The 15,576-nt window shown below is 57.3% G+C and carries 9 protein-coding genes; 8 read left to right on the forward strand and 1 reads right to left on the reverse strand.

Annotated elements, in window-relative coordinates; translation table 11 throughout:
* Window positions 1-92: 92 nt before the first annotated feature.
* Entirely contained in the window at window positions 93-1,445 is a 1,353-nt protein-coding gene (gene yegD, locus EB241_RS00335) for a molecular chaperone (protein WP_124231253.1), read from the forward strand.
* A gap of 100 nt (window positions 1,446-1,545) precedes the next feature.
* Here the strand turns inward: yegD and EB241_RS00340 are convergent, their stop codons facing one another.
* A complete protein-coding gene (locus EB241_RS00340) occupies window positions 1,546-2,505 on the reverse strand; it encodes an aldo/keto reductase (protein ID WP_124231254.1) in 960 nt (319 codons plus the stop codon).
* Window positions 2,506-2,909: 404 nt separating this feature from the next.
* On the opposite strand from EB241_RS00340, the gene EB241_RS00345 reads away from it, so the two are divergent.
* From EB241_RS00345 to trhP, 7 genes are all read left to right on the forward strand, one after another.
* On the forward strand, window positions 2,910-4,148 hold the full coding sequence (locus tag EB241_RS00345) for an MdtA/MuxA family multidrug efflux RND transporter periplasmic adaptor subunit (RefSeq protein ID WP_124231255.1): 1,239 nt from the start codon (window positions 2,910-2,912) through the stop codon (window positions 4,146-4,148).
* Window positions 4,148-7,270: an MdtB/MuxB family multidrug efflux RND transporter permease subunit gene (locus EB241_RS00350; RefSeq protein ID WP_124231256.1), complete on the forward strand. Its 3,123-nt coding sequence runs from the start codon at window positions 4,148-4,150 to the stop codon at window positions 7,268-7,270. The genes EB241_RS00345 and EB241_RS00350 overlap by 1 nt, the downstream gene beginning before the upstream one ends.
* Window positions 7,267-10,344 (forward strand): multidrug efflux RND transporter permease subunit MdtC, encoded by a 3,078-nt coding sequence (gene mdtC, locus EB241_RS00355; protein ID WP_124231257.1) that lies wholly within the window; start codon window positions 7,267-7,269, stop codon window positions 10,342-10,344. The genes EB241_RS00350 and mdtC overlap by 4 nt, the downstream gene beginning before the upstream one ends.
* Window positions 10,334-11,770: a multidrug transporter subunit MdtD gene (gene mdtD / locus EB241_RS00360; RefSeq protein WP_124231258.1), complete on the forward strand. Its 1,437-nt coding sequence runs from the start codon at window positions 10,334-10,336 to the stop codon at window positions 11,768-11,770. Before mdtC ends, mdtD begins: the two co-directional genes overlap by 11 nt.
* Complete coding sequence (gene baeS / locus EB241_RS00365) at window positions 11,770-13,155, forward strand: envelope stress sensor histidine kinase BaeS (protein ID WP_124231259.1); 1,386 nt, start codon at window positions 11,770-11,772, stop codon at window positions 13,153-13,155. The genes mdtD and baeS overlap by 1 nt, the downstream gene beginning before the upstream one ends.
* Window positions 13,156-13,193: 38 nt before the next feature.
* A complete protein-coding gene (gene baeR, locus EB241_RS00370; RefSeq protein WP_124231260.1) occupies window positions 13,194-13,895 on the forward strand; it encodes an envelope stress response regulator BaeR in 702 nt (233 codons plus the stop codon).
* A gap of 163 nt (window positions 13,896-14,058) precedes the next feature.
* Window positions 14,059-15,405 carry a prephenate-dependent tRNA uridine(34) hydroxylase TrhP gene (gene trhP / locus EB241_RS00375; protein WP_124231261.1) on the forward strand — a complete coding sequence of 449 codons (1,347 nt, stop codon included), beginning with the start codon at window positions 14,059-14,061 and terminating at the stop codon, window positions 15,403-15,405.
* Window positions 15,406-15,576: the final 171 nt, after the last annotated feature.

Below are 15,576 nucleotides of genomic sequence, written 5' to 3' on the forward strand. Positions count from 1 at the left end.
CTGAGTGACCAGTTAATCACGCAGTAGCCTTGCTCTCTTACCGCCCCTAAGCTAAAGTCGCTCCCCTTTTTTATGTCAGTTAAGGGAAACAGATGTATATCGGTTTTGATTATGGTACGGCTAACTGTTCGGTAGCCATCATGAATGCAGGGGTACCCACGCTGATCCCACTGGAAAACGATGCCACTCTGTTGCCCTCCATGCTCTGTGCGCCATCACGGGATGCAGTCAGTGAATGGCTGTTCCGCCATCATCAGGTGGCAACGCCGGATGCACAAACGCAGGCCCTCCTTCGCCGGGCCATCAACCTCAACCGTGAAGAAGACATCGACGTCACGCCAGGCAGCGTGCAGTTTGGCCAGGCCGCGCTGGCACACTACATGACCGACCCGGAGGAGATATGGTTTGTTAAATCCCCTAAATCCTTTTTGGGTGCCAGCGGACTGAAACCGCAACAGGTCGCGTTCTTCGAAGATCTGGTTTGCGCGATGATGCTGCATATCCGCCAGACGACAGAGCAACAGCTTGACAGCAACATTACGCAGGCGGTGATCGGCCGCCCGATTAACTTCCAGGGGATGGGGGGCAATGAAGCCAACCACCAGGCGCAGGCTATTCTGGCGCGTGCGGCCAGCCGCGCCGGATTTAAACAGGTGGAATTTCAGTTTGAGCCGGTGGCGGCGGGGCTGGATTTTGAAGCCACCTTAACAGAAGAAACCCGCGTGCTGGTGGTGGACATCGGCGGTGGTACCACCGACTGCTCAATGCTGTTGATGGGACCGGCATGGCACGCTAAGTCCGATCGCAGCAGCAGCCTGCTGGGCCACAGTGGCTGCCGGGTAGGCGGCAACGATCTGGACATTATGCTGGCGTTCAAAGCACTGATGCCGCTGCTTGGGCAAGGAGGCGTGACTGAAAAAGGCATTGCCCTGCCCGCGCTTCCCTGGTGGAATGCGGTAGCGATCAATGACGTACCGGCACAGAGTGACTTTTACGCCACCGCCAGCCGTAAACAGTTGCAGGATTTGATCCGGGACGCGCAGGAGCCGGAAAAAGTGAAACACCTGTTAAAAGTCTGGCAACAGCGCTTAAGTTACCGGCTGGTGCGCGCGGCGGAAGAGAGCAAGATTACGCTGTCCACCGCGCCGCAAACCCCGTCTGCGTTAGATTTTATCGCGCCGTCGCTGGCGACGGACATCACCACGGCATCGCTGAAAGCCGCCATTATGCAGCCGCTGGAGCGCATTCAACAACAGGTGAAGCTGGCGCTGGCAGAGAGTGCAACGCAACCGGATGTGGTCTATCTGACGGGCGGCAGCGCACGCTCGCCGATATTGCGTCAGGCATTACAACAGCAGCTACCGGATATTCCGCTGGCCACTGGCGATGACTTTGCTTCCGTCACCGCCGGTCTGGCACGCTGGGCGCAGGTATTGTTTCGGTAACGGACCAGGAACGCGAACGGCGGTGAGAAGGCGTGTGGATAAATCATCCGCACGCCCTATCTGGTCCGGGTGTGATAACGGCGCCCCGACGCTGGCCGCCTCAGTAACGGCTGGCGTCTGACAGCGCGTGGATATCGCTGTCGCTCAACTTCAGCGTGGCAGCGTGGCTTAATTCATCCAGCTGTGCCAGCGACGTGACGCTGACAATCGGCGCGGTAATACCGGGGCGGGCAATCTGCCATGCCAGTGCCACCTGAGTTGGTGTGGCATGGACAGATTCCGCCACCTGATCCAACGCACTGAGAATGCGCAAACCACGCTTATTCAGGTATTTCTGCACCACACCTTCGCCGCGTTTACTCTTGCTGGCGTCTTCAGCGCTGCGGTATTTGCCGCTGAGAAAACCACTTGCCAGTGAATAGTAGTTAATCACGGCCAGGCCATTATCCCGTGACACCTTCTCCAGCCCGCCTTCATACCCTTCACGATCATACAGGTTGTATTCCGGTTGCAGGCTTTCGTAGCGCGCCAGCCCCTGTTGCTCGCTGATCTTCAGCGCCTCTGCCAGCCGCTCGGCAGAATAGTTAGACGCGCCGATCGCCCGTACCTTACCTTCCTTAATCAGTGCATCAAAGGTTTGCAGGGTTTCCTGTAACGGCGTGTCACGGTCATCACGATGCGCCTGATAAAGGTCGATATAATCCGTTTGCAGGCGGCGCAGAGAATCCTCCACCGACTGGCGAATATACGCGGGCGCCAGCCCGGTTTTACCCGGCCCCATCTCCATGCCGACTTTGGTTGCCAGCACAATGCTGTCACGCTTGCCGCTCCGTTTCAGCCAGTTACCGATAATGGTTTCTGATTCGCCGCCCTGATTGCCGGGTGCCCAGCGGGAGTAAACGTCCGCAGTATCAATGAAATAAAACCCTTTCTCCACCAGCGCGTCCAGCAGCGAGAAAGACGTTTGTGGGGTGACCGTCCAGCCAAAGACGTTACCACCAAAGGTCAGTACAGGGACTTTAATGCCGCTGCGACCCAGTAAACGATGTTCCTGACTCATGATCATCCTCCGGTTATACCTGAGATAATTCAGGTTGCAGAACAAAAACGCCAACGCATTTAAAAGTGCTGGCACCGATGGGGTGAGGCCGGATGGCCAAATCACCCGGCAATCGGGGGGATCCCGATGCGCTTACTCAGGTAAGCGATTCAGGTAACTCAGTACAGCCAACGCACCCTGAAGTATGAAGGGTATTGCATGGTTTTCTGCGTAACTACCAGCTTAGCAAAGCTTAACTGAGACGCAGGATTGATGTAGGGCAAAACAATTTCACCTCGTTAATACTTACATTAGCTGAATCGTTATCCTTATTTCCTTCAATTTTTTTTCCATCTGACTCGCTACACTTTGGGGCTGATATTCCCCCGGACTTTACCCTTGCTATCGGAGAGCTAACAATCACTATGAAAACTACAGGTCGTTCCCGTCAGTTGTTGCCGATTTTGATCGTGGTCGCCCTGGCGGTCGCAGGGACATACTGGTGGTTTAGCCACGCCGATACAGCGCCAAACGGTGCGCCAGCCGCCAGCCGCCCGCAGGCAAAAGGCCAGGGGGGACATCGTGGCGGGAGCGGCGTGCTGCCACCGGTACAGGCCACTGAAGCCGTGACGCAAAGCGTGCCACAGTTCCTTTCCGGTCTGGGCACCGTCGTGGCTGCCAATACGGTGACCTTGCGCAGCCGCGTTGACGGCGAACTGACCGCGATACATTTCAATGAAGGACAGGAAGTACAGGCGGGACAGCTGCTGGCAGACATCGACCCTCGTCCGTGGCAGGTCGCGCTGGCGCAGGCGCAGGGACAGCTGGCAAAAGACCAGGCCACGCTGACAAACGCCCGCCGCGATCTGGCTCGCTATGAACAGCTGGCTAAAAGCAGGCTGGTTTCGCAGCAGGAGATGGATGCCCAGCGCGCGCTGGTCAGTGAGACGCTTGGGACCATTAAAGTTGACGAAGCCAGCGTTGCCAGCGCGCAGCTCAATCTGAGCTGGAGCCGGATCACCTCCCCCATTTCTGGCCGCGTGGGTCTGAGGCAGGTGGATGTCGGCAACTATATCACCAGCGGTGATACTAACGGCATTGTGGTGATCACCCAGACGCATCCCATTGACCTGGTGTTCAGCCTGCCGGAAAACGCCATCAGCACCCTGACAGCCGCGCAAAAAGGGAGCCACCCCGTAGTGGTGGAAGCCTGGGACCGCAGCAACAGGACATTGCTAACCCGCGGCACGCTGTTGAGTATGGATAACCAGGTGGATGCCACCACCGGCACGATCAAACTGAAAGCCCGCTTTACCAACGGCGATGACGCGCTCTTTCCCAACCAGTTCGTCAACGCCCGGCTGAAAGTCAACACCTTGCAGGACGCGATTGTTATTCCCGCCGCAGCACTGCAGATGGGCAATGAAGGACATTTTGTCTGGGTGGTCAATGCGGAAAACAACGTCAGTAAAAAAGCGGTCACCACCGCGCTGGAGGAGGATCAGAAAGTGGTGATTGCCGCCGGGCTGGATGCCGGTGAGCGGGTGGTGACAGACGGCATTGATCGCTTGACCGAAGGCGTGAAAGTGGAGGTGGTCGCACCGCAGTCCACCCCACTCAGCTCCGGTAAAACCAGCCAGCCGTCAAAAGGAAGCCACTCCTGATGCCGTCGGTTTCTCCCAATAATCACGGCGGCGGGCTTTCCCGGCCGTTTATTCTCCGCCCGGTTGCCACCACCCTGTTGATGGTGGCTATTCTGCTGGCGGGGATCCTCGCCTGGCGCGTCCTGCCCGTTTCCGCCCTGCCGGAAGTGGACTATCCGACCATTCAGGTGGTTACCCTTTATCCGGGGGCCAGCCCGGATGTGGTCACTTCCTCTGTTACCGCACCACTGGAGCGCCAGTTCGGCCAGATGTCTGGCTTAAAGCAAATGTCTTCGCAGAGTGCCGGCGGTGCGTCGGTGGTCACGTTACAGTTTCAGCTGACGCTGCCACTGGATGTGGCGGAGCAGGAAGTGCAGGCGGCGATTAACGCCGCGGCTAATCTGCTGCCCTCCGATCTGCCAACCCCCCCCGTTTACAGCAAAGTGAATCCTGCCGACCCGCCGATCATGACGCTGGCGGTTACCAGCAACAGCATGCCGTTAACCCAGGTGCAGGACATGGTGGAAACGCGGGTGGCACAGAAAATTTCGCAGGTATCCGGCGTCGGGCTGGTGACGTTATCAGGCGGTCGGCGTCCGGCCGTCAGGGTAAAGCTTAATCCACAGGCGCTGGCCGCGCTGGGGCTGGATAGCGAAACGGTGCGCACCGCGATCAGCAGCGCCAACGTCAATTCCGCCAAAGGTAGCCTCGACGGCCCGACGCGTTCCGTGACCCTCTCGGCCAACGATCAGATGAAGTCCGCCGAAGATTATCGCCAGCTGATCGTGACCTACAGGAACGGTTCCCCAATACGGCTGGGCGATGTGTCGGTCGTCGAACAGGGCGCGGAAAACCGCTGGCTGGGCGCATGGGCTAACCAGCAACCCGCGATTGTACTGAACGTGCAGCGCCAACCCGGTGCCAACATTATTACCACCGCGGACAGCATCCGGGCGATGCTGCCGGGGCTGACCGCCTCGCTGCCTAAATCGGTGAATGTGCAGGTGCTTACTGACCGCACCATTAATATCCGTGCGTCCGTCACGGATGTGCAGTTCGAGCTGATGCTGGCCATCGCGCTGGTGATCATGATTATTTATCTTTTTTTGCGCAACGTTCCCGCTACCATCATCCCAGCCGTGGCCGTGCCGCTGTCGCTGGTCGGTACTTTTGCGGTGATTTGGTTTCTTGGTTTCTCGGTCAATAATCTGACGCTGATGGCGCTGACCATTGCCACCGGTTTTGTGGTGGATGACGCCATTGTGGTGATCGAAAATATCTCACGCTATATCGAAAAAGGTGAGAAGCCGCTGACAGCGGCGCTGAAAGGCACCGGGGAGATCGGCTTTACTATTATCTCGCTGACGTTGTCGCTGATTGCCGTGCTGATCCCGCTGCTGTTTATGGGCGATATTGTCGGCAGACTGTTCCGCGAATTTGCCGTTACGCTGGCGGTCTCGATCCTGATCTCTGCCGTGGTATCGCTGACGCTGACGCCGATGATGTGCGCAAGAATGCTCAGTGCCGCGTCGTTGCAAAAACAGAACCGCTTCTCCCGCGCCAGCGAAGCGATGTTTGAACGGGTAATTGCCGCTTATGGTCGCCTCCTGAGCAAGGTGCTCAATCACCCCTGGCTGACGCTGAGTGTGGCGCTGGCAACGATGGCGCTGACGGTAGTGCTGTGGATAACCATTCCAAAAGGCTTCTTCCCTGTCCAGGATAACGGCGTTATCCAGGGCACGCTTCAGGCGCCTCAGTCCGTCTCTTACGCCAACATGGCGCAGCGCCAGCAACAGGTGGCATCACTGATTATGCAAGATCCGGCGGTTGCCAGCCTCACCTCATTTATCGGCGTTGACGGCACCAACCCGGCTCTGAACAGCGGCAGGCTGCAAATTAACCTCCGGCCGTTAAGTGAGCGCAACGATCGCATCCCGGAGGTGATTAACCGTTTGCAGCGCGAGGTGGCACAGCTTCCCGGCGTGGATCTTTACCTGCAACCGGTGCAGGATCTGACCATTGATACTACCGTAAGCCGCACGCAATATCAGTTCACACTCCAGGCCGGATCGCTGGATGCCCTGAGTCTATGGGTGCCGAAACTGATGGCACAACTGAGCACATTGCCAGCGTTACAGGATATCAGTAGCGACTGGCAGGACAAGGCCCCAGAAGCCTTTATCCGGGTGGATCGCGACACTGCCAGCCGTCTGGGGATCACCATGGCCGACGTCGACAACGCGCTCTATAACGCTTTTGGTCAGCGTCTGATTTCAACCATTTACACACAGTCCAGCCAGTATCGCGTGGTGCTGGAGCACGATACCAGCACCACGCCAGGGCTGGCCTCGCTGGATGCCATTCGCCTGACGGGCAGTAATGGCACGGTGGTGCCGCTCAGTGCCATTGCCAGTATTGAACAGCGCCATGGCGCGCTGAGTATTAACCATCTCGATCAGTTTCCCTCCACCACATTCTCGTTCAATGTCAGCGACGGCTACTCGCTGGAGCAGGCGGTCAATGCCATCACCAAAGCAAAACGTGAGCTGGCCATGCCTGCGGAGCTAATGACCCAGTTCCAGGGCAGTACTCTGGCTTTCCAGGCGGCCCTTTCCAGCACCGTCTGGCTGATTGTTGCCGCGATTGTGGCAATGTATATCGTGCTGGGCGTGCTGTATGAGAGCTTCATTCATCCCATTACCATTTTGTCCACCCTCCCCACGGCGGGGGTAGGCGCACTGCTGGCGCTGATGTTAAGCGGTAGTGAGCTGGATGTGATTGCCATCATCGGCATTATTTTGCTGATTGGTATTGTGAAGAAGAACGCCATTATGATGATCGACTTTGCGCTGGCCGCCGAACGTGAGCGGGGAATGGCGCCTTATGAGGCGATTTATCAGGCCTGCCTGCTGCGTTTCCGCCCGATCCTGATGACCACGCTGGCCGCGCTGCTGGGCGCGCTGCCGCTGATGCTCAGCACCGGACAAGGTGCAGAACTGCGCCAGCCGCTGGGTATCGCCATGGTGGGCGGTCTGATCGTAAGCCAGGTGCTGACGCTGTTCACCACGCCGGTTATCTATTTGCTGTTTGACCGACTGGCCCATATCACACGTCGCCGCGCGGGTCGGGAGGAGACGCAGTGAAATTTTTTGCGCTGTTTATCCATCGCCCGGTGGCCACCCTGCTGATAACCGTTGCCATTACCCTTGCGGGTATTCTTGGCTTACGGCTGCTGCCGGTCGCCCCGCTGCCGCAGATGGATTTTCCGGTGATCATGGTCTCGGCGTCTCTGCCGGGCGCCTCGCCGGAAACCATGGCGTCTTCGGTGGCTACCCCACTGGAGCGCTCGCTGGGCCGTATCGCCGGCGTAACGGAGATGACCTCCACCAGCTCTCTGGGCAGTACCCGCATTATCCTGATGTTTGATTATGACCGTGATATCAATGGTGCGGCGCGCGATGTACAGGGAGCGATTAACGCAGCACAAAGTCTGCTGCCCAGCGGGATGCCCAACCGCCCAGCCTGGCGGAAAGCCAATCCTTCCGATGCCCCAATAATGATCCTGACCCTGACCTCAGACAGCTATTCACAGGGGGAGTTATATGACTATGCCTCCACCCAGCTGGCACAGAAGCTGGCACAAATTGATGGGGTGGGCGATGTGTCCATCGGCGGCAGTTCACTGCCCGCGGTGCGGGTGGCGCTGAACCCACAGGCGTTGTTCAACCAGGGCGTGTCGTTGGATGCGGTGCGGCAAACTATCGCCAACGCCAATCAGCGCCGTCCCCAGGGCATGATTGAAGATCGGCAGCAGCGCTGGCAGTTAAAAACCAACGATGAACTGAAAACGGCGGCAGAATATCGGCCACTGGTGGTGCACTATCAAAACGGTGCCACCGTGCGCCTTGAGGACGTGGCCAGCGTAACTGACTCAGTGCAGGATGTGCGGAACGCCGGGATGGCAAATGCAAAACCGGCTATCCTGCTGATGATCCGCAAGCTGCCGGAAGCTAACATTATTGACACGGTGGACAGAATTCGTGCCGAGGTCCCGACCCTGCGCACCATTATTCCGGCCAGTATTCATCTGGATGTCGCCCAGGATCGTTCTCCCACCATCCGCGCTTCGCTGGCGGAAGTGGAGCAGTCGCTGGTGATTTCCGTGATCCTCGTGGTGCTGGTGGTATTTCTGTTCCTGCGCTCAGGCCGAGCCACGCTGATCCCGGCGGTGGCCGTGCCGGTGTCGCTGATTGGCACCTTTGCCGCGATGTATTTGCTCGGTTTCAGCCTGAATAATCTCTCACTGATGGCACTGACGATTGCCAGCGGTTTTGTGGTGGATGATGCCATCGTGGTGCTGGAAAATATCTCCCGCCACGTTGAAGCAGGGATGAAACCATTGCAGGCTTCCCTGCGTGGCGTACATGAAGTGGGTTTTACCGTGTTGTCGATGAGCCTGTCGCTGGTTGCCGTATTTCTGCCCCTGCTGTTACTGGGAGGGGTGGTTGGCCGCTTTTTCAGGGAGTTTGCCCTAACGCTGTCGGTGTCGATAGCGATTTCGCTGCTGATCTCCGTCACGCTGACACCGATGATGTGCGCCCGCTTACTGAAAACGCAGGCACATCAGCCATCGCGTCGACGCTATTTCGACGGCCTGTTTTCCCTTATCCGCCAGGGCTATGGTCGTTCGCTGCACTGGGTGCTGGACCATTCGCGCTGGGCGCTGCTGGTGTTTGTCGCCACCATCGGTATGACGTTTTATCTTTATGCCACGGTACCGAAGACCTTTATGCCGGAACAGGATACCGGACGCCTGATGGGCCATATTCAGGCCGACCAGAGCATCTCCTTCCAGGCGATGCGGGGAAAACTGCAGGATTTCATGAAAATTATCCGCGATGACGAGGCGGTGGAGAGCGTGGTCGGCTTTACCGGCGGCTCACGCACCAACAGCGGCATGATGTTTATCTCACTGAACCCCCTGAAGCAACGCAGCGAAAACGCGCAACAGGTGATTTCCAGGCTGCGGCTTAAGCTGGCAAAGGAGTCGGGTGCCAGTCTCTGGTTGCAGGCGGTGCAGGATTTTCGCATGGGGGGACGTGAGTCCAACGCCGGTTATCAGTACACGTTGCTGTCAGACAGTCTGGATGATTTGCGCCGCTGGGAACCAAAAATCCGCCAGGCGTTTGCCGCACTGCCAGAGCTGGCCGACGTTAACTCCGATCGGCAGGATAAAGGCGCGGAAATGGCGCTGACCTACGATCGCGCCAGCATGGCACGGCTCGGAATTAAGGTATCGGACGTCAACAACCTGTTAAATAACGCCTTCGGTCAGCGCCAAATCTCCACCATCTATCAGCCACTCAACCAGTACAAAGTGGTCATGGAGATCGACCCCCGCTATATCCAGGACATCGGTTCGCTGGCGTTAATGTACGTGATGAACTCCGAGGGCAAAGCGATTCCACTCTCCTCTTTTGCCAGCTGGCAACCGGCAAACGCACCGATTTCCGTCAACCATCAGGGACTGTCAGCCGCCTCGACAATTTCCTTTAACCTGCCGGAGGGCGTCTCCCTGTCGCAGGCGTCAGAAGCGATAGATCGCAGTATGACCTCGCTCGGCGTCCCTGCCAGCGTGAGGGGTAGCTTTGCCGGTACGGCACAGCTTTTTCAGAAGACACAGAACAACCAGCTGTGGATGATCCTGGCCGCCATCGCCACCGTATACATCGTACTGGGGATCCTGTATGAAAGTTATGTGCATCCGCTGACTATCCTCTCCACGCTGCCTTCAGCCGGCCTGGGTGCGCTGCTGGCGCTGGAACTGTTCAACGCGCCCTTCAGTCTGATTGCGCTGATCGGTATCCTGCTGCTGATAGGCATTGTCAAAAAGAACGCCATCATGATGGTCGATTTTGCGCTGGAGGCGCAACGCAACGGTCAGCTGACGGCCCGCGCGGCTATTTTCGACGCCAGCCTGCTCCGCTTTCGTCCGATTATGATGACCACGCTGGCGGCCCTGTTTGGCGCACTGCCGCTGGTGCTGACCTCCGGGGACGGGGCAGAACTGCGTCAACCGCTGGGGATCACCATCGCAGGCGGTCTGGTGATGAGCCAGTTGCTGACGCTCTACACCACGCCGGTGGTCTATCTCTATATGGATAAGCTACGGCGAAAAACCACCCGCGCATCAGACGGAGTAACAGGTGTTTCGTAAATCAGCCCGGACCGGATCGGGAAAAAACCTTTCCTCAACGGTGCGCTGGCCACTGTGGATTGTCGCCTTTGGCTTCTTTATGCAGTCGCTGGATACTACCATTGTCAACACCGCCCTGCCGTCAATGGCGGTGAGCCTGGGGGTCAGTCCGCTGCATATGCACTCGGTGGTTGTCTCTTATGTGCTGACCGTGGCGGTGATGTTGCCGCTCAGCGGCTGGCTGGCGGACCGCTTTGGCGTGCGGAATATTTTTTTCAGCGCCCTCCTTCTGTTCAGTGCCGGATCGCTGTTTTGCGTGCAGGCAGCGACGCTGGATCAGCTGATAGCCGCACGCGTGGTGCAGGGCATCGGCGGCGCGATGATGGTGCCGGTAGGTCGTCTGACGGTGATGAAACTGGTCCCCCGAGAACAGTATATGGCCGCGATGACGCTGGTCACCCTGCCGGGCCAGACTGGCACCCTGCTCGGTCCGGCGCTGGGCGGCGTGCTGGTGCAGTATGCCAGCTGGCACTGGATCTTCCTGATTAATCTGCCGGTTGGGCTGGTCGGTGCGGTCGCCACACTGCTGCTGTTGCCCAACCTGAAACTGCCACCACGGCGCTTTGATTTCACCGGTTTTATTCTGCTGGCCACCGGCCTGGCCACGCTGACGCTGGCGCTCAGCGGTGAGGGTGGTCCGGGGAGATCTCCCCTGTCGCTCTGTCTGCTGATACCAGGCGGCCTGTTTTCCCTGCTGTTTTATCTGCTGTATGCCCGTAACAATGATCATGCGCTGTTCAGCCTGGCGTTATTCAGGCACCCGCTCTATGCCACTGGCCTGTTGGGCAGCTTTACCGGGCGAATTGGCAGCGGGATGCTGCCGTTTATGGCTCCACTATTCCTGCAAATTGGCATGGGTTTTAGCCCGTTTCATGCCGGACTAATGATGATCCCAATGGTGCTGGGCAATATGGGTATGAAACGTATTGTGGTGCAGATTGTTAACCGCTTCGGTTATCGTAACGTGTTGGTTTTTACCACCGTCGCACTCAGCCTGGTGGTCGTACTGTTCCCGGTGGTAGCACTGCTGGACTGGAAATGGCTGCTGCCGGGGGTGCTGTTTATGCTGGGCATGGTCAATGCCATCCGTTTCTCGACAATGAACACGCTGACGCTAAAATCTCTGCCTGACGATCTGGCCAGTGGCGGTAACAGCCTGCTGTCGATGGTGATGCAACTGTCAATGAGTATCGGCGTCACTCTGGCCGGACTGTTGCTTGCCACCTTTGGTCAGCTGGGACTGGAGGGGATACCGGGGGTGCGCCAGGCCTTTATTTACAGCTGGCTGTGCATGGCCGTGGTGATTATCCTCCCGGTGCTGATATTCAGACGCGTCCCGACTGATGTCACTAAAAATGTGGTGCTGACACACCAGAGGAGATCCTGATGTTTGCCCGGTTGCGTATCGGTATCACGGCCAGACTGTTTATGGCAATTTTTTCCACCTGTATGTTGGTGCTGATTACCATGCACTGGGGGATCCGCCTCAGTTTTGAGCATGGCTTTATCGATTACATCAAAAAAGGCAACGAGCAGCGGCTGGTGATGCTCAGTGATGCGCTGGCCGATCAGTATGAGCAGCACGGTAACTGGGATTTCCTGCGTAACAATAACCGGCTGGTGTATCAGATCCTGCATTCGTTGGAACAAAACCCGGACGCCAACATACAGCTTCCGCCACACGGCTGGCGTACCCAGTTCTGGGTAATTGATCAACAATATCATGTGATAATCGGCCCACGTCTGCCAGTACCGCCGGAGGGCAACCGGCGAAATATTACCACCGGCAACGGGCATATTGTTGGCTGGGTGATTGGCTCTCCGCCGGAGCGCCTGACCCGCAGCGCCGATATCAACTTCGATCGGCAGCAGAAACGTACCAGCTGGATTATTGTCGGTCTGACCATGCTACTGGCGGCGCTGGTCACCTGGCTGATGTCACGGGGTTTTCTCGCACCGGTAAAACGTCTGGTAGAAGGCACCCATCAGCTGGCGGCCGGTGATTTCAGCAGCCGGGTGGAGGCCAACAGCCGCGATGAGCTGGGCCTTCTGGCACAGGATTTCAATCGTCTGGCCAGTACGCTTGAGAAAAACGAGAGTATGCGACGCGCATTTATGGCCGATATATCCCATGAGCTGCGAACGCCGCTGGCGATTTTGCGTGGTGAGCTGGAAGCCATTCAGGATGGCGTGCGCAAACTGACACCGGAATCCATTATCTCATTGCAGGGCGAAGTGAGTACACTCACCAAACTGGTGGATGACGTACACCAGCTTTCACTTTCCGATGAGGGCGCGCTGGCCTACCGTAAAAGTGATATTAACCTGGTACCACTGCTGGAGCTGGTGGTCGCCAACTTCAGCCACCGCTATCAACATCACCATCTGAGCCTGACGCTCAATCTCCCTGCTCAGGCCGTGCTGTTTGGCGATCCGAACCGCCTGATGCAGCTGTTCACTAATCTGCTGGAAAACAGCCTGCGTTATACCGATGCAGGGGGCGGTCTGGTAATCACGCTGGACACCGCTGATAACCCGCTTACGCTTCGTTTTGACGATAGCGCACCCGGCATCACCGACGGGCAACGCGGGCAGATTTTCGAGCGTTTTTATCGCGCGGACCATTCGCGAAACCGTGCCAGCGGGGGTTCCGGTCTGGGGCTGGCAATCTGTCAGAATATCGTGGAAGCACATGATGGAAATATCAGTGCGGATCACTCCCCTGCCGGTGGCCTGAGAATTACAGTACACTTACCCTGCCAAAAAAATTAAATGAGGGATCTTCTCCCTCACGCTGTGTCAGGAGTGATATGAATTCGCAACCCCCACTGATCCTGATCGTTGAGGATGAGCCAAAACTCGGCCAGCTGCTGGTGGATTATCTGCAAGCCGCCGGCTACCGCACCCATCATCTGCTACGCGGTGACGAAGTGCTGACCTGGATGAAACAGACACCGCCAGATCTGTTGCTGCTGGATCTGATGCTACCGGGAATGGACGGTTTGTCGCTGTGCCGCGAAATTCGCCGTTTTTCAGACCTGCCGGTGATTATGGTCACCGCCAAAACCGAAGAGATTGATCGCCTGCTGGGGCTGGAAATGGGGGCCGATGATTATGTCTGTAAACCCTTCAGCCCGCGTGAAGTGGTGGCCCGTGTCAAAACAATCCTGAAACGCTGCCGACATACCCAGGAAGAAGCACAGAAAGTGTCGCTGCTGGTGGTGGATGAAGGGCGCTTCCAGGCTCGTTGGAATGACGCCGTGCTGGACCTGACCCCTGCTGAATTCCGTCTGCTGAAAACCCTGGCACAGGAACCGGGTAAAGTGTTCTCAAGAGAGATGCTGCTCAATCACCTGTACGATGATTACCGCGTGGTAACCGATCGCACCATTGACAGCCATATCAAAAACCTGCGTCGTAAACTGGAGGCGCTGGATGCTGACCAGCCCTTTATCCGCGCGGTATACGGAATGGGCTACCGGTGGGAGGCAGACGTCTGCCGCTTGATCTAGCGCAATTTACATTGTTCCCGCCAGCTTCTACAATCCCCGCACATTTTGCAGGGTCGCCCCGGCGATGGTCGGTCTGTTCACTTTTGAGGTGCACAGCTGCCATTACCAGGGCGGGCCGCACAGCAATATCTGACCTGACATCAGTTAACAACTGGAAATCCTCATGTTCAAACCGGAACTGCTCTCTCCGGCCGGGACGCTGAAAAATATGCGCTATGCCTTTGCTTATGGCGCTGATGCAGTGTACGCCGGTCAGCCACGCTACAGCCTGCGGGTGCGTAATAACGAATTCAACCACCAGAATCTGGCCACCGGCATCAGCGAAGCTCATGCGCTGGGTAAAAAGTTCTACGTGGTGGTCAATATCGCCCCGCACAACGCCAAGCTGAAAACCTTTATCCGTGATTTGCAACCCGTGGTGGCGATGGGACCGGATGCGTTAATCATGTCCGATCCTGGTCTGATCATGATGGTGCGGGAGGCGTTTCCACAGATGGATATCCATCTGTCGGTGCAGGCTAACGCGGTGAACTGGGCGACGGTAAAATTCTGGCAGCAGATGGGACTGACCCGCGTGATCCTCTCCCGCGAGCTGTCGCTGGAGGAGATTGAGGAGATCCGCCAGCAGGTGCCGGACATGGAGCTGGAGATTTTTGTCCACGGTGCGCTGTGCATGGCTTATTCCGGCCGCTGCCTGCTCTCCGGGTATATCAACAAACGCGATCCGAATCAGGGCACCTGCACCAACGCCTGCCGCTGGGAATATAAGGTGCAGGAAGGGAAACAGGACGAGCTGGGGCAAATTGTGCATCAGCATCAGCCGATCCCGGTAAAAACCATTGAACCAACGCTGGGCAAAGGCCAGCCAACCGACAGCGTATTTATGATTGAAGAAGCAATGCGGCCGGGCGAATACATGACCGCCTTTGAGGATGAGCACGGCACCTACATCATGAATTCCAAAGATCTGCGGGCGGTGGCACACGTAGGCCGTCTCAGCGCAATGGGGGTCCATTCGCTGAAAATTGAAGGGCGCACCAAATCACATTATTACTGCGCCCGCACGGCTCAGGTTTATCGCCGGGCCATCGACGATGCCGCTGCCGGAAAACCCTTCGATAATACGCTACTGGAGACACTGGAAAGTCTGGCCCATCGCGGTTACACCGAAGGCTTTTTGCGCCGCCACACCCACGACAGCTATCAAAACTACCAACAGAGTTTTTCTGCATCCGATCGCCAGCAATTTGTCGGGGAGTTTACCGGTGAGCGTCGCGGCAGCCTGGCACAGGTTGAGGTGAAAAATAAATTCAGCACAGGCGACAGTCTGGAGCTGATGACGCCGGCAGGCAATATCACTTTCCAGCTGCAACGGATGGAAAACGCCAAAGCACAGCCCACAGACGTTGCCCCCGGCAATGGCCATATGGTCTGGATCCCGGTGCCGGAAGAGATCGCACTGACCTTTGCCCTGCTGATGCGTAATTTTCCTGCCAGGGAGGACGAATAACGGCCCGTGCTGTTAAGGCTGTCAGCGCCAGCAGGTGGTGAGATGGTGAAAACGGGTCAGACTGCTGCTGCCATCGTCGCGCGTTGATGCCGCAATGCTCTGAAGCGTAAAACGAAGCGAATGGGCGCTGAAGCTCGTCACCGGGGTGGTTGGCTGAACGCACGCCGACCG

This window comes from Erwinia psidii (assembly GCF_003846135.1).
GTDB classification, from domain to species: Bacteria; Pseudomonadota; Gammaproteobacteria; order Enterobacterales; family Enterobacteriaceae; genus Erwinia; species Erwinia psidii.